Annotated in this window: 17 protein-coding genes; 9 read left to right on the forward strand and 8 right to left on the reverse strand. The window is 41.2% G+C overall.

The window, feature by feature from the left end; all coding sequences use genetic code 11:
- Window positions 1-765: 765 nt before the first annotated feature.
- From J7E35_RS19480 to J7E35_RS19490, 3 genes are all read left to right on the forward strand, one after another.
- A complete protein-coding gene (locus J7E35_RS19480; protein ID WP_214782790.1) occupies window positions 766-1311 on the forward strand; it encodes a hypothetical protein in 546 nt (181 codons plus the stop codon).
- A gap of 79 nt (window positions 1312-1390) precedes the next feature.
- Window positions 1391-1810: a hypothetical protein gene (locus J7E35_RS19485; RefSeq protein WP_214782793.1), complete on the forward strand. Its 420-nt coding sequence runs from the start codon at window positions 1391-1393 to the stop codon at window positions 1808-1810.
- A 144-nt stretch (window positions 1811-1954) separates the two neighbouring features.
- Window positions 1955-2431 carry a hypothetical protein gene (locus tag J7E35_RS19490; protein ID WP_214782796.1) on the forward strand — a complete coding sequence of 159 codons (477 nt, stop codon included), beginning with the start codon at window positions 1955-1957 and terminating at the stop codon, window positions 2429-2431.
- Between the two features lie 318 nt (window positions 2432-2749).
- On the opposite strand, the gene J7E35_RS19495 is transcribed toward J7E35_RS19490, so the two are convergent.
- Window positions 2750-3523, reverse strand: a complete 774-nt coding sequence (locus tag J7E35_RS19495) for a FixH family protein (protein ID WP_214782799.1) — start codon at window positions 3521-3523, stop codon at window positions 2750-2752.
- A 215-nt stretch (window positions 3524-3738) separates the two neighbouring features.
- On the opposite strand from J7E35_RS19495, the gene J7E35_RS19500 reads away from it, so the two are divergent.
- Together J7E35_RS19500 and J7E35_RS19505 are read left to right on the forward strand one after the other, a co-directional pair.
- Window positions 3739-5091, forward strand: coding sequence for a 3' terminal RNA ribose 2'-O-methyltransferase Hen1 (locus J7E35_RS19500; RefSeq protein ID WP_214782801.1), 1353 nt, complete (start codon window positions 3739-3741; stop codon window positions 5089-5091).
- The gene (locus tag J7E35_RS19505; RefSeq protein WP_214782803.1) at window positions 5088-7679 is read left to right on the forward strand and encodes a polynucleotide kinase-phosphatase; all 2592 of its coding nucleotides are present in this window, start codon (window positions 5088-5090) and stop codon (window positions 7677-7679) included. Before J7E35_RS19500 ends, J7E35_RS19505 begins: the two co-directional genes overlap by 4 nt.
- Before the next feature lie 62 nt (window positions 7680-7741).
- Here the strand turns inward: J7E35_RS19505 and J7E35_RS19510 are convergent, their stop codons facing one another.
- Together J7E35_RS19510 and J7E35_RS19515 are read right to left on the reverse strand one after the other, a co-directional pair.
- A complete protein-coding gene (locus J7E35_RS19510; RefSeq protein ID WP_214782806.1) occupies window positions 7742-8119 on the reverse strand; it encodes a hypothetical protein in 378 nt (125 codons plus the stop codon).
- 79 nt (window positions 8120-8198) lie between these two features.
- Window positions 8199-8393, reverse strand: coding sequence for a hypothetical protein (locus J7E35_RS19515; RefSeq protein ID WP_214782809.1), 195 nt, complete (start codon window positions 8391-8393; stop codon window positions 8199-8201).
- Between the two features lie 176 nt (window positions 8394-8569).
- On the opposite strand from J7E35_RS19515, the gene J7E35_RS19520 reads away from it, so the two are divergent.
- Together J7E35_RS19520 and J7E35_RS19525 are read left to right on the forward strand one after the other, a co-directional pair.
- Window positions 8570-9772, forward strand: a complete 1203-nt coding sequence (locus J7E35_RS19520; protein WP_214782812.1) for a translocation protein TolB — start codon at window positions 8570-8572, stop codon at window positions 9770-9772.
- Window positions 9773-9866: 94 nt separating this feature from the next.
- Window positions 9867-10724 (forward strand): alpha/beta fold hydrolase, encoded by an 858-nt coding sequence (locus tag J7E35_RS19525; protein ID WP_214782814.1) that lies wholly within the window; start codon window positions 9867-9869, stop codon window positions 10722-10724.
- Window positions 10725-10783: 59 nt separating this feature from the next.
- On the opposite strand, the gene J7E35_RS19530 is transcribed toward J7E35_RS19525, so the two are convergent.
- The 5 genes from J7E35_RS19530 to J7E35_RS19550 form a co-directional block, all read right to left on the reverse strand.
- Window positions 10784-11602, reverse strand: coding sequence for an MBL fold metallo-hydrolase (locus tag J7E35_RS19530; RefSeq protein WP_214783615.1), 819 nt, complete (start codon window positions 11600-11602; stop codon window positions 10784-10786).
- A 359-nt stretch (window positions 11603-11961) separates the two neighbouring features.
- Window positions 11962-13266 carry a DUF2254 domain-containing protein gene (locus tag J7E35_RS19535; protein WP_214782817.1) on the reverse strand — a complete coding sequence of 435 codons (1305 nt, stop codon included), beginning with the start codon at window positions 13264-13266 and terminating at the stop codon, window positions 11962-11964.
- A 796-nt stretch (window positions 13267-14062) separates the two neighbouring features.
- On the reverse strand, window positions 14063-14809 hold the full coding sequence (locus tag J7E35_RS19540; protein ID WP_251041101.1) for an endonuclease I family protein: 747 nt from the start codon (window positions 14807-14809) through the stop codon (window positions 14063-14065).
- Window positions 14810-15106: 297 nt separating this feature from the next.
- Complete coding sequence (locus J7E35_RS19545; protein WP_214782820.1) at window positions 15107-15874, reverse strand: PD-(D/E)XK nuclease family protein; 768 nt, start codon at window positions 15872-15874, stop codon at window positions 15107-15109.
- 20 nt (window positions 15875-15894) lie between these two features.
- Complete coding sequence (locus J7E35_RS19550; protein WP_214782822.1) at window positions 15895-16941, reverse strand: NAD(P)/FAD-dependent oxidoreductase; 1047 nt, start codon at window positions 16939-16941, stop codon at window positions 15895-15897.
- 180 nt (window positions 16942-17121) lie between these two features.
- Here J7E35_RS19550 and J7E35_RS19555 point away from each other — a divergent pair, with 180 nt between their 5' ends.
- Together J7E35_RS19555 and J7E35_RS19560 are read left to right on the forward strand one after the other, a co-directional pair.
- Entirely contained in the window at window positions 17122-17967 is an 846-nt protein-coding gene (locus J7E35_RS19555) for an ABC transporter ATP-binding protein (protein ID WP_214782825.1), read from the forward strand.
- Window positions 17918-18838 carry an iron-hydroxamate ABC transporter substrate-binding protein gene (locus tag J7E35_RS19560; protein WP_214782828.1) on the forward strand — a complete coding sequence of 307 codons (921 nt, stop codon included), beginning with the start codon at window positions 17918-17920 and terminating at the stop codon, window positions 18836-18838. The genes J7E35_RS19555 and J7E35_RS19560 overlap by 50 nt, the downstream gene beginning before the upstream one ends.
- Window positions 18839-18905: the final 67 nt, after the last annotated feature.

Below are 18905 nucleotides of genomic sequence, written 5' to 3' on the forward strand. Positions count from 1 at the left end.
CAGGTGCTTGCTGACTCAGCCTTTTGGTATGCGCTATTTTGAAGTTTTGCTTCTTTAATTATTGACCTGAATTGGTTTAAGTTGAATTAAATTTTATTCAACCGGGAATATAATTGGTTCATCCAGGAATATATCATGTTCAACCGGGGCAAAGTTGGCCTAACACTTAAATAAATCTGGCCACCCGTTAAATTAATCATGCCAACCCTATAAATAACGCTGCCAATCGTAAAATTTCAAAGAATTAAGGGTTGAAACACAAAAAGCTGAACCAAGGTTCAGCTTTTTACTGTTTATGAGCTTATCCATTAAAATAACAGCAGAGTATAAGAAGTATTAAGAAAAAATCGCACAAACCAGTAATGGTTACAGACACTAATCCTTTTTAGCTGACTTAGTAATATCTGAACTTCTGCCATTTACTTGGATATGGTCAGAAAAAACGCCACGCATCCCCCTGATAGAGGCACGAAAATGGGGGAAATGCAGAAAAAGCGTTATCTATCCGCCCTATGGAGGCGCAAAAATGCGGAAATGCAGAAAAAAGAGTGATCCATCCGCCTTTTGGAGGCATGAATTGGTTATTAGAGGTTTTAGTGTTGTGCTTATAAACTTAGACTTCACGCAGGCTTACAAATTATGGTTAAATAAAAGTATTATATTCGCGTTAAGTTTTCTTAGGCAGTATCTTTTAAATCTTGATAGATTGTAAGGAATTCTACGAAACTGACGAAAAGGTGAGTATTAAGGGAGAAGGAGTTTACGATGACTAAAAGAATTCGTCTTCTTATGATTATAGGTATTGCCTTCCTTGGAGGATATTTTCTAAACATACACTTAAAAGATGATACTAAAGAAATCAAAAGGATTGTCCATACAATTAATGAACCTTTATTGAGTATGGCACATGTGGAATTTTTGGATAAAAACCATGCCGTTGCCTTTTATGAAACGGTTCCAACAGGTGAATTATATTTTGGAACAGCTATTTTTAAGAAAGGAATATTGGGATGGGAATCCGTAGGTTCATTTTCCAGTCAGATACCTAAAGACAAGAAATTAGATTGGGGCTACTCCGGCGTAAAACAAGATGGATTTGGGGATTTTACAGATTTGATTAGAGGTAAGATTTTATCACCTGAGATTGAGAAAGTAAAAGTTGTTACGAAAGAAGGCAATGAATACGAAGCTAGGATTATTGAATACAACAATAGTGAGCGGTTTTGGTTCTTGATTTCCAAAGGGGAAGAACTGTTAGGTGCTACCATTCTAGGTATATCTAAGGATGGAAAAATCCTTGAGGAATTATAAATTGAAATTATTTTATACCGCATAAGGAAACTAATCCGGAAAATTCCATCTGTTTATATATAGCGGGGGAGGAAAAACAATGTACGTTAATAAAGTTGTGTTTGGATTGCTGTTACTGACTTTACTGTTGACGGGCTGCGTAAGTGAGCCTCGAGAAATTATCAGGGTAGATATGCGAAATAAGGAAAATGATCAATATGAAACTGTAAAAACAATCATGAATTCAGACGAAGTAACGGAAGTCAAAAACATACTTAATGAAGTTAAGTGGCAGGATGGTAATTGGGCTACTACAAGAGATCCTGCTTATATAATCTATTTTTTCTTGGATCAACACGAAACAGAAGGAAAACAAGCACCCTCTGCAGTTTACGAACTTTACGTTCAACCTAATGATATGATGGTAGGAATTCTATCCGATAGTGAAAAGTATGCAAAGTTAAGTGAGGAAGATTCACAAAAGCTGATGTCTATTTTGACTTATGTGGACAATAACTGAAAGAGTGTGAGTTTTTTAAACTAGCATGCAGGATAGCAATCATCATAAGGCAGGTTCTACTCCTTTTTATCCTGCTTGGGATTGTGCGTGCAAGGTTAGAGATATCCAAGCTATGAGATATCGTCTAAATTTATGGGGGATATAATGATAAAGAATAGTGCACTTATAGTATTTGGAATCATCATGATTTTAGCTGCTTGCTCATCCGAAGATAAATCTTTTAATGACAATGAAAATCGCAGGGAAAAAGAAAGAATTGATGTGACCAAGGATGTTAATATGATATCAATAACCGGGAACGGTTTAGGTTTATTTTCAGAAACTGAGGACCAGCTAAAGGAGGGAAAAGTAGTATTTAAACAAACTGAAGAAATCGAAGTTATTTTAAAAGCAATAAAGGATGCCTCCGCTCATTCGGGTCCAATGACTGATGAAGGTGAAAATTTCCAACTAGTACTTTCCTACAAAGATGATACCACTGACATAATACTCTTATGGCTCTATCCTGACAGAAATTCAGGGAGAATCCAAAGAGAAAATTACACTGGACCAATGTACTTACTTAGCAAAAAAGATGTACAAATTATTGTGAACTTGATAGATAAAAAGGTATCGCAATAATCTAAATGAGCAACAAAAATACCTCATCCAATTTCATATGTAAGCCATTAAGGTAATTTAAAATGGGAATCAAATAATGAAACGTTATTAAATAATAAAAAAGTGGCTAGTGTATGTGGAGTTATTTTATATGCTAGATTTTTCATGATCAACCAATCTTGTGAAGAAATAAACTTAAAGTAAATGGGTGCTTATGTAGGAAAAGCCTTTTTTAAAAGCGAAAAAATAAGATGTACAAAAAATGGCGTGTCCTACTTATGTTAGTTCACACGCCATTTTCTTTTTCATTTATGTGATAGGTGACATAACTTAGTTGTTTTATTGTGGAACTACTTCAACCGTTTTTTCGATATGGTCATGGATATTGCCTTTTTCTACATGTATTTTCACATTGAAACGTCCTTTTACAGGGAAGGTGTAATCGGCGGAATAAGTGCCGGGTGAAGCTTCCTTCGTATCGATGAACTTATGTGTTGTTTCGTTTTCTTCCCAGATTTCAAAGCGGGCTCTTGCACCGGAAATAATATGTTCTTCCTGAGTTACGTTGACAGTCAGCTTAGCTGGCTGGTTGCTTTTTATCACCGATGGCGCAAGAAATTCGAATGAAACCTTGCTATTATGATGATCGTGATGTTCATGGTCGGTATGTTGATCCGTTTTTTCAATTTCCTCGTTCGATCCTTGATCGTCCTCCGACTCACTGCCGAGGACAGTCACTTCTTCCTTGGGCATACTATGCATCCGGTTTGCGGTAATGTGTGCAACGATAAAATAGTTCCCGCCTTCGCTGAAGGTTTTCTTGATTGAATAGGTACCGTCATTTTCGTTATGAGCCGGTATCATTTCATGGTCTCCTTGACCAGATTTCCATATTTCAAATTTAACCTCATCTGCCTTCGTTACGTTTTCCTCACCCTGAATGATTTTCGCTTTAATTGTAACTTCCTGATTTGTTTCGATTTTCTCTGGAGTAATAATTGATACTTCCAGAAGTTCAGGGATCTTTTCAAGTGACCCATTTTCATGATTTTGGCCAGCAGAACAGGCTGTTAACAACAATAAGATAATCATACTAAAAAAACTTTTTTTCATAATCTTCGGACTCCATTCATCTATTTAGGTTCTTAACAATAATAAGTTGTAAATGTGATAAATACGTGAAATCGCTCAGAAGTGTAAAATTTAGAGTTCCGTGGATTAGTCAAAGAAAAAGGCTGAAATCTGTATTTTTGCAGCGTTCACTCTCTTTCTTTTTTGTAGTTACGCAGTTATATTAAAATAAAGAAACGGACGAAAAGAGGTGCATTATGCAGTTAACGATACGGGCTGTTGGTGAGAATGTTCAGGTGATTTCTCACTTGTTGGCGAAAAATCCAAATAATTTGTATGAACGGAATCAGAAAGGCCATGCTGTTAGGCTGTTTTTCAGCTCTTTTACGGAACGGGAGGTTGAAGCAACGGTGTTTGTTGCACCGGACTCTCTTGAACTGGTAAAAAACCAGGGGAATCAATATGATATAACTCATTACATAAATGACCGGGAGTTTGCGGTCAGCAGCATTTTCATTTCATTAATCAGGAATGCACTTGGGACTGCGCTTAATGGACAGCCAAAGGAAGACTACATTAAGTGGGTGAAGCATCCATTTGATCTTGAAATAAGTTTTGGCCCGGTGGCTTCGGGACTATCGGATCTGCAAATCGTTGACTTATTCGAACCGCTCGGATTTGATGTGAGCATCAACCGGCCAAAAATTGAGTATAGTTTCAAGCTGAAATCCAAAAGCACTGTCAGGTTTATCACTCTTAAAGGCAGGACAACACTGCAAATGGCTTTGCGGCAGATTTTTGTGCTCATCCCCGTATTGGACAATTACAAGCATTATTTTATCGATGAAAAAGAGATTGAGAAACTTAAACGTTATGGAGAGGGCTGGCTGGATGACCACCCGCAAAAATCCTTTATTTTAAAGAAGGCATTGCGATTCAAAAATGTGTATGAGCTGGTTGAAGGACAGGAAAAAGACGCTGCTGCTCCTGAGATGAAAAAAATCCGTCTAAATGATATGCGTTATGAAAAAATCGTGGAAACTGTGAAGGATTTTGAGGATAAGGAAAGCATCGTCGACCTTGGTTCTGGTGAAGGCAAGCTGAGCACAAGGCTGGGCTTTATCCCTGGTGTGAAAGAAATTCTCGCTGTCGAGCCTTCAGAAGACGCATCGATCCGGGCGATGGAGCGATTCGCCCAGGCAGAGGGGAAAGATGATTTTATCAAACCAACCCAGCTATGGGGTTCGCTATTTTACTATGATGAGCGGTTAAAAGGGAAAGATGTCGTCATTTTATGTGAAGTGATTGAGCATATCGATGAGGACCGGCTTCCGAAAGTGTTCCAGACGATCCTGCAAGACTATCGTCCAAAGAACCTCGTGGTGACCACACCGAACAAGGAATATAATGCTCTGTATGAAATGGATACGAAATTCAGGCATGGCGACCATCGTTTTGAGTGGACAAGGGAAGAGTTCGAGGCCTGGTGCAGCGCCAGGAATACCGAAGGAGATTATGAGTTGATTTTCGACGGAATTGGCGAGTTGGACGAACAATTCGGCTTTCCAACTCAAATGTGTATCTTTAAAAGAAAGGAGGTTTCGGAATGAGAATTTCAGTGCCGCACGCAGGAATCGTTTTGCTTGTTGGACCATCCAACAGCGGGAAGACAACATTGCTTGAAAAATGGAAGGACGAATTAGTCATCGCGCCATCCGAAGTAGTCAGTTCCGATCAATTCCGCGCGCTTGTCAGTGACAAGGAGTTTATGGACTGGCGAAACATGCCGAAGGAAGAAGCAGACATCCTGTTTGACGAATACAGCTTGATCTCGAAAGAAGCTTTTACCATGATGGACAGCATGATCCGCACCAGGTGCAGACTGAATAAGCTAACCTTTGTGGATGCTACCCATCTTCAGCCAGATGATCGAAAAAGATATATCGCGATGGCCAGGGAGAATCATGTCCCGATTATTTCCATCGTTCTCGATGTGCCTGAAAAAGTTCTGCTGGAAAGGGACGAGCAGCGGGAGAATCCCCGCGGTAAACGTCGGGTCAAACAGCAATATCAGGTCTTCACACGGGAAAAACGCTTTATGAAAAAAGAAGGAATCAGGTCCGTATACTTTGTGAAGGAAATCGACCAGCTTGAACTGACAAGACGCAGCCATCCACTTGAACTGGAAGCAGATGCTGGGATTGACATCATAGGGGACATCCACGGCTGTTATGATCAGTTGATCGAACTTCTGGAAAAACTCGGCTACAAAAAAGATGATGAGGATTCTTATTTGCACCCGGATGGCAGGAAGTTCCTCTCTATTGGGGATGTCATGAGCCGCGGTCCGGGATCGCTTAAGAGCATGATGTTCTTTTACCGCCATGTCCAGAAAGGGCTGGCCTATATGATCGACAGCAACCATGGCTGGAAGATTGCCAGGTGGCTTGATGGAAGAAAAGTCACCCTGTCGCATGGCGATGAAAAGGTTGAGCAAGAATTTTTGCAGTATGAAGAAGAGAGTGGGGCAGAAGCGGCAGAAGAGTGGAAAAGCAAGCTGAAGGAATTTCTTCTTCAAGCACCGTCGCATTATATTCTGAAAAAGAACGGCATTCCTGCAGTAGTCTGTGCGCATGCAGGTATTAAAGATGAGTTTATTGGCAAGCAATCGCCGGAAATCAGTGATTATTGCCGTTATGGAGATACTGATGGTTTTGATGAAAAAGGAAAACCGGTGCGGAAAGACTGGTTCATCGGACACAGCACAAGCCAGCTGATCGTCTGGGGCCATGATCCGAAGCCTCAGCCGCTGAAAATTAATAATAGTCTCAATATTGACCAGGGTGTTGTTTTCGGCGGAAAGCTCACGGCCTTCCGTTATCCGGAGAAGCAGATTGTTTCCGTACAGGCGAAGGAGGATTATTCTGGAGTCTCCGATAATCCGCTCCGTGAATGGGAAAAAAGCCGTCTGAACCAGCCGAATATCGGCAAATTCCTGAATGGCTATTCTGTGCTGACCGAAGAATTTGGCGAGGTGGCAGTTCCGGCTGAAACGGTCAAACCCGCGATTGATGCAGTCTCGCACCACACAATCTCGATCGAGCAGCTGCTCTATATTCCGCCAACGATGAGCCCGACGCCGGTGCCTTCAAATTTGGAACAATTCCTGGAACATCCTCAGGAAGCCATTAATTATTATCGAAGCAACGGAATCGGAAAAATGGTTGCCGAGAAAAAGCATATGGGCAGCCGTGGAATCCTGCTGCTGTTCAGGGATCTTGAAGCAGCGAAAAAACACGTTGGATCCGAAACACTTGGTGTTATTTATACAAGGACGGGCAGAAGGTTTTTCGAGAAGGATCTTGAGGAAGAGATTATTCGCAAACTGAACGAGGATTTGCATCGTCACGATTATTTTTGCAGTAATCAAACGGATTATGTCCTGCTGGACGCTGAAATCATGCCCTGGAACCTGAAAGCAAAGGAATTAATCAGCAAGCAGTATGCACATGTCGCCGAGAATGCGATCATGGATCGGTCGATGATGATCGAAAAATTAACGGAAGCAGCAAAAGATAAACAGGACTTGGCAGCCTGGGTCGATGAATACAAGGGAAAATTAAGCAATGCAAAAGAGTTTGCGGAAGTTTTCCAGGGGTACTGCTGGGATGTCGTCACACTTGATGATATCCAGATTGCTCCGTTCCATGTGCTCGCCCACAGCAGCAGGACGTTCTTTGATGAAACGCATGAGTGGCATATGAAAATGAATCACCAGTTTGCTCTCTATTCAAGCTTGTTTGTCGCTACGGAATACAAAGTTATCGACAGTTCGGCCAGTGAGGCAGAAGTGATTGAGTGGTGGGAAGAGATGACGAAGGATGGACATGAGGGAATCGTCATCAAGCCGGAGCGATATATTTTGAGAAGCAGAGGTCAATTGCTTCAGCCAGCAATCAAGGTGAGAGGCAGCAAATACCTAAAAATCATTTATGGAATGGATTATTTGCACCCGGAAAATCTGAAACGACTAAAAAAGCGTAATACCGGCAAAAAACAGAAGCTTGCATTGAAAGAATTCGCGCTTGGAATCGAAGGAATCCGCCGATTCGTGAACGGAGAATCCATCGAGAGAGTTCACGAGTGCGTCCTTGCCACCCTGGCAATGGAACAAGATGCCGTGGATCCGCGTTTGTAGGAGATTGTTTGAAGCTGAACCAGGTTCATCACGGTTCAGCTTTTTTGTGCAACCAGATGAGGTCATTCCAACCAAGAATATACTTCAACCGTAAATAAAACTGATGCAACCGTAAATAAAACTATTGCAACCGTAAATAAAACTATTGCAACCGTAAATAAAACTATTGCAACCGTAAATAAAATTATTGCAACCGTAAATAAAACTATTGCAACCGTAAATAAAACTATTGCAACCGTTAATAAAACTGATGCACCGTAAATAACACTAACGCAACCGTAAATAAAACTGATGCAACCGTAAATAAACCTGCAGGAACCATAAGCAAAAGAGTTTGAACCGTAAGTAAAATTTGCGCAACCTAGTTTTTTTCCTAAACAATGATGCTTTCTTACAAGGAAAGGATATAAAAGTGGCTCAGTTGAAAACTTTTGATGCATCGGTTACATATGGAAAATGAATCTGTTGCTTTGCTAATTAATTTTCAATGAAAGTATAAAACCCTGCAAATGCAGGGTTTTATCTATGGTCCAGCCGCTTCGTCTGGATCCACCAATCAATATGGTCTGAGTTAAAGACAAATAGATTTTTAGTAGGTCTGAGGTGCGGGATGTCTTTCTCAGTAATGAATTGCTGGATTTGTTCCTCGGTCAGCGGATAGCCTGCCGAGGCCAGGTATGCGACCAGGTTGGGTATCCCATAGATTTTGCTCACCTAACCACCTCCCGCAAAACCCTCCTTACCCCTTTAGAAAGGAAAGCTCAGCAGAAAGTACTTAGCAAGCAAGCCGGCTAGCATAGATTTTATTTACCCTTTTTTGAATTAAAATAACCTGCTAAATAGGAATCCTCCCCAATGCACAGGACATTCTATTAACAGGAGGGATGTTCTTGAGACTGAGGATATTATTGTACATAATGTTCATTTATTTTTTACCAATGGAAGTAAATGCTGAAGCACCGCTGACTGCTGCTTTTGTCCGTGACCATCAGTTGTGGATCAAAACCGAAGAAGAAGAGGTTCAGGTGACAAAGGGGCGATATGTGCAAACGCCGAAATGGTCCCATGATGGGCGGTTTATTGCCTATATTGACGGAGATGCACATGGTGAGAAATCGGATTTATTCATTTACGATACGAAGGAAAAAGAGAGCTTTCAGCCGTATAAAATTGAGACGTCTGATTATAAATGGTCACCGATTAAAAACCAATTAGCCTATAATACTCATGGTGTATTGAATGTTACGAAAATGAAGGATGGCAGGCCAAAGGGCTTCGAAAATGTGGCCCTGGGAGTGAGTGGCTTTGAATGGTTCCCGAATGGAAAGGAATTCATCGTTTCCTCTCCATCCAGTTTGCGGCCAACAGGGTGGGGACCAGTTCCACTGTATAAAATACCGATCAATGCAAACCTGGATAAAAATAAAATGGAATCATTTTATACTATTAAAACAAGTGAACCCGATTTGTTCGGAATCAATGCTGACTTTTTCAAGTGGAGTCAGGATGGAAAATGGGTTGCCTTCATTTTGATTCCGACGGCTTCATGGTCGATGGATAGCAATACATTATGTGTCCTTTCCAGCGAGGGAAAACTATTTCAATCGGTAGGGAATATGCTGGGCTTTAAAGACTGGATGAAATGGGCGCCATCAGCCAATCAACTTGCCTATATTTCTGGTGAAGGACGTTTTTATGTAGAAAACAAGAAAACCACCATTGCGGACATGCCGGCTGCAATCCAGCAAAAACAGTACACACCTGAAGGCTATGTTGATCTTGATTTAGATTGGTACTCTCCTGATAAAGTGATTGTAGCTCGTTCGAAAGAAAACAAAGAGTGGGATGAAGGCCCTGTTCCAACGATGTTCACGGCACTGTATGCTATCGATATAAAAACGGATGAACAGACACAAATTTCTCATCCAAAGAAGAACGAACTCGATCGCCAGCCACAAGTAGTCGGAACAAATATTACCTGGCTTCGTCAGGATGGTAAAAAGATTGATTTATGGATGAAAAAGGGATTGGATGGCCAGGAGTATAAATGGATCGAGAACATTGAAGAAGGGCCTGTCTTTTTACAGCCATAAGAATAACCAACAAATGCGTTAGTCCCAATGGAGGATTAACGCTGTTTCTGTGGAATTATTTTACTTATAGAACTATATCAAGAAGGAGAAGGATATGTGGGAACAACGGTTGATTCAGACGGAGAGGGGACAGTTCGAGGTATTTGTGGCAGGTGAGGGGGCACCGCTTTGTGTGACGCATCTGTATAGCGAGTTTAATCATCGGGGAAATTATTTTGCGGATTTGTTTGCTGACTTTTTCACAGTCTATCTTGTGAATTTGAAGGAAGCAGGGAAGTCTGCGAGAGTACAAGAGGAAGAAGAGCTAAGCATGAGTCAGTCAGTTGAGGATTTGGAAGCGATTCGGAAGGCCATCGGTTTTGAACAATGGAATTTTGGTGGACATTCCACCGGCGGGATGTTAGGGCTGGCGTATGCTGCTCAACATCCTGGTTCATTAAAAAGTCTGATAGTAGGCGGGGCATCAGCTACAAATCAATATATGGAGCATGGAGCTAGCATTTACAGTGCTAAAAACCCTGTAAATAAAAGATTGAAGGAAATCTTCTCCATTCTTAAATCAAGTGACTCAACAAGAGAAGCAAGAATGGAGGCGGGCAGAGAATGGACCGAAATGTCATTGTTTGATCCAGGCCGCTTTGATGAGTATTTTTCTAAGCCAAGCAGTGGAAAAGTGGTTCAGCAGCGATTGGATTATTTTTCGTATAAAGAACTTCCATCTTTCGATATTAGACAGGCCATTTCAAAAATCGATACGCCAACGATTGTTTATTGCGGCAGGCATGACTCGCAATGTCCTCTTGTTTTTTCAGAAGAAATACACCATCTGATCCCTGCTTCGAAATTTTATGTCTTTGAAAAAAGCAATCATTCCCCCTTCCTGGAGGAAAAGGGAAATTTCAAAGAAATGATTAAGGTTTTTTATGAAATGAGCAAGGGGTTTCAAACTTGAGATTGAGATGGAGTAAAGAGAAAGGCCTGCCTTAATGCAGGCAAGCCTTTCTAACCCATCTATTTTTCCCCATCCACATATTTTCCGTAATCGGGGATGGCGATATCGTCAAATTCATCAACGAGCTTTCTGAGGTTTTCTCTTAAAGTCTCAGCTGCCATCGGGATTCCGTGCCCGGTGATGGCGTAAGCAGGCTGCAAGGCCTCAAGCTTCTGGACTGAAGTGCGGGCTGCTTCCCAATCGGTCGTCAAGTAGCGGGGAGGACCGCTTATTTCCTGGTCCTGAGTCAGCACGCTGTACAGTGATTCTTGTTTGACTGTGACAAAAGCATCGCCGGCAATCAGTACTCGGTCGGACTCCCTGAACAGTGACACATGGCCGGGTGTATGCCCCGGAGTATGCAGCCATGTCCAACCGGCCATATGCGGTATCGTTCCATCTTCGTTCAGAGCTTGTACACGGGTTCCAAGATCAATTCCCTCATGCGGAAAAGCAGGGGACATCTTAGCAACCAGGCCGCCCTCCACACTGGCATCCGGCTTCGGATAATCTTGTTGTCCTGTTAAAAATGGAAGCTCAAGCTGGTGGGCATAGACAGGAACCTGCCAGCGCTCGACTAAGTCGATTATTGCGCCTACATGATCAAAATGTCCGTGTGTTAAAATGATTGCCTTTGGCCTTGCTCCTTCACCAAAAATCTCTTCAGCGGCATCGATGATTTTATCAGCGGACTTTGGCATTCCGGCATCAATCAGCACCCAGTCACCAGGTTCTTCGGAAACGCGGACAAAACAAACGTTTACAATCTGGACAGTAAGGCTGTATACACCTGCCGCACCATTCTGAATCATCCCGCTCATTGTTGAAGTCATAGGCATATAACGTTCGGTTGAAGAGCTTTCTTTCACTAGTAAAACCTCCCATATATGAGCATCTTTTTGAGTATACCCTGTGTAAGGCCCTAGTATGCTACATGTTCGGTGTAAAAAGGACCTTCGAGATTCGTGTTGGGAATCCATTTACGGTAAATCGCAGAATAATCCTGAACGGAGAAATCCAATGGGGAAATTGAAATGGCATTGTCATGACACGGCTTTGAAAGGTTTGTAGAAAGAAAAGATATTATATGGTGAGTGGATACAGAAACCTAAGCGGGAGGCTTAGGTTTCTGTTTTGAAGATTATTTGAACTGCATTAGGGATATAAGCTGCCATACAGTGTTGAAAGATATCATAAATTACTTAATCATTAACAGGCTATACAGTTTGTCTACCCGTTGTTTTTTCTTATCTAAAAGTACCTTATCCAATTCAGGAAATGAATCAACGTCCGCCTTTTCCATAACATATTCACTAAAGTCCTTTACCTTTTTCCGAATAGAATAGGTGTTTTCCTCGGCAATTTCTATTAAGCTATCATAAATGGCAAGAACGACAGAAATATCATCTTTGCCATGGTGAATAATCTGGTAAAAGGATAGTCTTAAAAGCTCTTCAAATGGTCTCTGCGGGACTGAAACAATAGTTTGATTCTCATCATTCTTGTAATTTAGATAACAACCATCCAGCTTAGCTGCCTCCTTAAGGCTGCTTCCCATATGTTGAATACACTCTATAGCAGTGTTGGGGTCGTTCACACCTGGCGAAATGGCCCGAAGCCCGATCTCAGCCAATTTTTGAAGCCCAAAGCCAACATCCTGCATTGTTGTTCTGTTATTCCCTACACTAATCTTCTTTTTTAAATAGCGAGGCGGCTTTTGGCCGTTATAATAAATCTTCATAATTACAGAGGAGCGGGAAATATAACTGCCGACAGGTTTGGTTACTTCAATGAAACTATTGTTTTCCCTGGCCCAATCTGCCAGTTCGTCACCCTGTATTAACTGAATATACCCGAAAATGTCTGCAGTCAAATTTAAGCAGTCCGTATAATGCTCTCCTTTTTGGGGAGTACTGGTACATAGGGAAAGTCGGTCGGTCTCCTCGATTTTATTTAATCCGCTTGCGATCGTCTCGCTGAGATCAGCGGTGATTTTTTCTATTAGTTTATTAACCTGAATGGAGGTAGCAACATAGTGGATGAAATAAGCAAAAAAGGCAAGGCAAACGACAGCCACCAGTGTTCCAATAGAAGGAGAGAACGTTTTGTTTTCCACGAGATCATTTTTCATAAATAAAAGCGTTCCTATTGAATAGACAAACCCACCAATAAAAACCCCCATTACCCTTTTAGTAACAGAATCTGTAATAAAGGTTTGCAGTGTCCTCGGGGAAAACTGTGAAGAGTAGGTCGTCAATACAACCATAATGATGGAAAATGTAATAGTAGTCATTGTCAATAAGGAGCCAGCGATCGTTGATAAAACAATCCGGGCAAGACTTACATCCACCAGAAAGTGTTTTAGGATGGTATTATGCCCTTCGTTGAAAAAGTGTATATCAAGCTGGATGGATACTGCAGCAAGGATAAATCCTGCAAGAGTATACAGGGCGGGAACCACCCAAATTTTATTTTTTACTCCCAAATACCATTGATTATTCAAGTCCAAACCTCCCAATACAAATTGACTAATGAAGAACTATAGCCATCATTGAGTTATCGTAAACTCGTATATTGATATATCTTTAATGTGAGGCGTTGTCAATATAAGTCTATCTTTATATTCATTCGTTTTTTATTGTTTTTTCCTAATGGAATCGTGGGGAAATTTACCACTTTATTAAAAGTCTAATTCGCATAATAATTATCTTACGAACAGATTAACATTTTAGGAATGATGAATTTAAATGGAAATAGTTTTCCTTTCAGTCTTTTTAATAGTATTGGGTATATTTTGTATAATGACGGCAATCTTCATTAAAAAAAAGGACCTAAAAGAGGTTGGTCCAGGTATACCAACAAATGTTGTCGAGTTTTTCTTAATGGTTCCTTATATGCTATTTCCGTCTATAATTAAGAGAATTTTGATTTTCCTATTAGGATTTGGTTTTATGACAGGAGCCTTCTTTCTGTTATTCTCATAATTGTTTCTAATGCGTTAATCCAGGAAGGATTGACGTTTTTTTGTTGCCTTTTTATTTTGCGGAACATGTGCCCGAAATGAAGAGGCTCCATGAATTTCAGTAAGAAGTTGAAGGAACATGTGCCCGAAATGAAGAGGCTCCATGAATTTCGGTAAGAAGTTGAAGGAACATGTGCCCGAAATGAAGAGGCTTCATGAATTTCGGTAAGAAGTTGGCGGAACATGTGCCCGAAGGAAAATTAACGAGAGTATTGAAAAGTGACTTATACGCAACTAATAAATACAAAAAGCTGAACCAGAACATATTGGCACAGCTTTACCATGGAAATTCAATCTTCTTTGCTAACTCCGGGAAATCGATAAACGGGTTGCGGTTTCCCTGGATATAGTAGATGGCCTGGTTCCGGTGCTTTTCATAAAGGGTGGGCGGGAATTCTTCATTCCAGCGAGTGAGCAGCGCGATGTCGACCTTCTTTTTGAATTCTCTTTTCACTCTTTTTGGATACCTGAGGAAAAAGTACAGCATCGCCCGGGCGGAAGCTCCTTTGCCGTGCTCAGGTTCGAATTCGAATCCTGTCGTGACTCCGCAGTTATTCTGTATAGGTTCATTTCCCGATTCTGGGTTATAGAAATCAAAGTCGGCAAACGGGTAGTTGGAGCGGGAAATGTTGCAATCAGGATCGCAGACAAACAGGTGATGCAGGTCACCCTTCATCGGTTCAGCACCCTCGAACCAGGATTGCGTGACAATATGCTCGGTGTTCATCTTAAAATGATCCTCAAATACCTTAAGTTCCTTAATTGAATCAAAGCCATTCACCTGGATTTTCCGGGAACGCCTTCTAAACTCATCGTACTTCTCTCTTAGAGTTTCATTATCCTCAATAAGCAATGACTCAGCATCCTTCATCTGGCTTGAATAGATACTCTTAGCAGATCCATCAGGATATAAATCGACCCAGGTGTACAGATACAGATCCTTTGCAAGGAAGTAGGGGAGCTGGTTCTTATGTGACTGGAATACGATTGTATGAAATTTGTAAAACAGGGCCAGACCGGACAAATCAAGATCCTGTGCACCGCGGTAATATTTCTTGATATCAAGCTCATCCTGGTCAGGGTCGTAGTATAGCTGCTGATTGCTCTGAATGTCGCGGCGATTTTCCTTCAGAATTGTCAGCAGCTTTTTCAGGTCCAGCGAATCGTACTTGTGCTCCCAGCTCTCCTGTTGCCGTAGCTTTTTATATTAAGACATAACAAACTCCTTATTATCGTCATCGTATCCTTATTTTACTCTTTAAAAGTTTGTCCTTCAAAGACCTGAGGGGGATAAAATGCTTGGACTTAGAGTTTTTAATGATTAATGCAAGTAACCAGAATTCTTCTTTTCGTCTCTCAGTTCATTTTTAAAGTTGCAGTCATCCTCGAATACACATTGACTGCAATTCTGAGAGGAAACGATATTGGTATATTCTTTGGGCTTTCTTATGTTCTCTTTGAGTTCATTAAAGTAAGCTTTGGCTAGCTGGACATCGTTTTCTTCAGGGTTATATTGAAAAAGAGTGCCATCAAGAAGGGTGATGATTTCAACCTTCTCAGGGAGCACCCCGAAAGCTGAATTGGAAAACAGTATTGTTAAATATGTATACAGTTTTACCATTGAATCATCTGCATCCAGCAGATATTTTGTAACGGTGAAGCTGCGGTCACTCCAATTCCCGACCTCAAATTTGATTGAAACATTGATTTCCTCAATGGAGGTTTGGAATTGATCATACAGGAATAGAGGGGAGCTTTCAATCTCCCTATTCGCCAAGGCCTGCAGCAAATGATCCGTTATTTTTGCCAGAGTTGTATAGTAATGAGCTTTATCCTGAAATAAATGAAGAGGGATTTGGTCCCAGTACTGCTGGATCAATCTTAGTACAGCGATTTTGCTCCTTGCGCCATGTGGCAGACTATAGTATTGATGGACAATTAGATTAACTGAATTTTGTACGACCTGGCGCCAACTATATTCGCTTAACTTCTTGCCGGTCACGAATCGGTGATAAAATTTGTACGGACATTGCAGAAATGTTTCCAAATGATAATCGGCCAGCAGTTTTCCTGTTTGTTTTTCCCGCAAGAGCAATCCCCCCTTAAAAATCAATTGATTAACTCAAGAATCATTTCCTTGTTTCTCTCTGAAAAAACTTTATTATGGGATGACACCATGGCAGAATGAGAAGCTGCCGGTTCAATGAACTGTTTTGCTTTATTTACCGCATTGGCTGCATCCTGGAATGTCCCGGCAATCAAATTCAATTTGCCTTCATGCTTTAAAATATCCCCTGCAGCAAACAGGCCAGGTACGGACGTTTCACTCGTAGGTGTTCCGTCAATGTAAAAACCATCAATCATCCTCGGTTCAAGCTCGCTATTCTCAAGCAAGGATGCATCCTGATCAAATCCATGGTTGACCAAAACATCATCAACAGGAAGGCGAAGAACTTCACCGGTAATCTGGTTTGTTATTTCGACTTCGGCAATGGATGTCCGGTTTTCATCAGCATTTAAACTGCTGATACATGAATGGAATAAACATTCCACAGAGCTGTTCAGCAACTGTGTGACCTGTGATTCATGGCCGGAGAAACATTCTCTCCTGTGCACTAGGTAAATCTTTTTTGCTACCGGTTCTAACGCATTGGCCCAATCGATTGCAGAATTGCCCCCACCAGAAATGACAACTGTCCGATCCTTGAAATACTTCAGGGAATTGACCATATAGTGCAGATTGGACACCTCGAATTTTTCCGCCCCTTCGAGCTTCAGTTTTTGTGGCTTTAAAATTCCACTTCCAATAGAAACGATGACCGATTTTGAATAATGGACTTTTCCAGAAACAGCTTTTAGTAAAAATAAATCCTGATCCTTGCTGATGGATTCTATTTTTTCATTCAGTACGACATCAGGGCTGAATGTCATCGCCTGTTCTTTTAATTGTTTAATTAGATTTGCGCCTGTTATCGGTCCAATGCCGCCAACATCCCAGATTACTTTTTCAGGATAAACATGGATTTTTCCTCCCAGATCGGACTGGGCTTCAATAATCTTTGTTTTCATTTCACGCAAGCCAGCATAAAAGGCTGAATATAATCCGGCAGGCCCGCCGCCAATAATCGTAATATCATAGACTTCAATGTTTTCCATTGGAAACACTCCTTGAAAGTATTGTGCAAATCCTTTTTGTATACGGTAAAGAAATCATGAAAAATGAAATTTTCACAAATCTGTCATTGACTGAGAAAAATAATAGCTTTATAGTATACATTGTAAACGACACTGATAATCATTATCAACGAGAAAATGAAAAACTTTGGAGGAATGATGATGGTCCGCTTATACACAGACCAATTAAAAGTGGGATATGGGGAACGGACAATCGTGAAAAACCTGACTTTAGAGATCCCTGATCAGAAAATCACGATTATCATCGGCCCAAATGGGTGCGGAAAATCGACCTTGCTAAAATCGATGTCACGAATCATTCCCCATCAGTCTGGTTCTATATTCCTGGATGGGTCGAGTATCTCAAAAGAAGACACAAAAACCCTGGCAAGAAAGATGGCCATTCTTCCCCAGACCCCCGAAAGCGCAGCTGGCCTGACGGTAGGGGAATTAGTCTCATATGGACGCTTTCCTTATCAAAAAGGATTCGGAAGGCTGACGAAAAAGGATATCGAGACCATTGATTGGGCCCTTGAAGTAACGGGCACGGCGAGTTACAAATTCGAGCCTGTCGATTCGTTATCTGGTGGACAGCGACAGCGTGTCTGGATCGCACTCGCCCTCGCACAGGAAACAGAAATGATTTTCCTTGATGAACCGACCACATATCTGGACATGGCACATCAGCTTGAAATCCTTGAGCTCCTGCAAAAGCTGAACAAAGAGCAGGGCCGGACAATAGTAATGGTGCTTCATGACTTAAACCATGCTGCAAGATTTGCCGATCACCTGGTCGCCTTGAAAGCGGGAAGCATCGTGAAAACTGGGTCAAGTGAAGAGGTCATCAAAAAGGAAGTACTCAGGGAAGTTTTCCAGATTGACGCTGAAATCGGCAAAGATCCGCGCACGAATAAACCAATCTGCATCACGTACAACTTACTAAAAGGAGAAGAAGACAATGAAGAAATTACTTATGCCATTCCTGCTTATGCTGGTGCTTGTTCTTAGTGCTTGCGGAGGAGAAGAAAAGCAAGAAAATACAGGTGAGAAAAAGGAAGAAGATAAGCCTCAAACCATTACTTATGAATCTGAAAATGGCCAAGTAGAAGTACCTGCAGATCCAGAAAGAGTCATCGTCCTTTCTTCCTTTGCCGGAAATGTAATGGCTCTTGATGTGCCAATCGTGGGAGTTGACTCATGGTCAAAAATGAATCCGCGCTTTGAAGAATTGCAGGATGTTGAAGAAGTAACAGATGAAAACCTGGAGAAGATTATTGAGCTAAATCCAGATCTGATCATTGGTCTATCTAACATCAAGAATGTCGATAAGCTGAAAGAAATCGCGCCTACTGTTACTTTTACCTACGGAAAGCTAGGGTATCTTGAGCAGCATTTGGAAATCGGGAAGGTTTTAAATAAAGAAAAAGAAGCCCAGGAGTGGATCGATAACTTTAAGGCCGACTCAAAAGCTGCCGGAGAAGAGATCAAAGCAAAAATCGGAGAAGATGCGACGGTTTCTGTCATTGAGAACTTCGACAAAGAACTGTATGTATTCGGTGATAACTGGGCACGAGGAACAGAAATCCTGTATCAGGAAATGGGCTTGAATATGCCTGAAAAAGTAAAAGATGCAGCACTTAAGCCTGGTTACTATGCGATTTCGCCTGAAGTTCTGTCTGAATACGCCGGTGATTACGTGATATTCAGCAAGAATGCTGAGGGAGATACTTCCTTCCAGCAAACAGAGACTTATAAAAATATTCCTGCCGTAAAGAATAACCGTGTATTTGAAGTGAATGCAAAGGAATTCTATTTCAATGATCCTTTAACACTTGAATACCAACTTGAATTCTTTAAAAATTCATTCTTGGAACAATAATAAGAAGCAGGAGGAATTCTTTTAAGGAATTCCTCTTCTTGCTATCAGAAAGATGAGATGCAGATGA

Origin of the sequence: Bacillus sp. ISL-45, from assembly GCF_018613195.1 — a bacterium.
Classification (GTDB): domain Bacteria; phylum Bacillota; class Bacilli; order Bacillales; family Cytobacillaceae; genus Mesobacillus.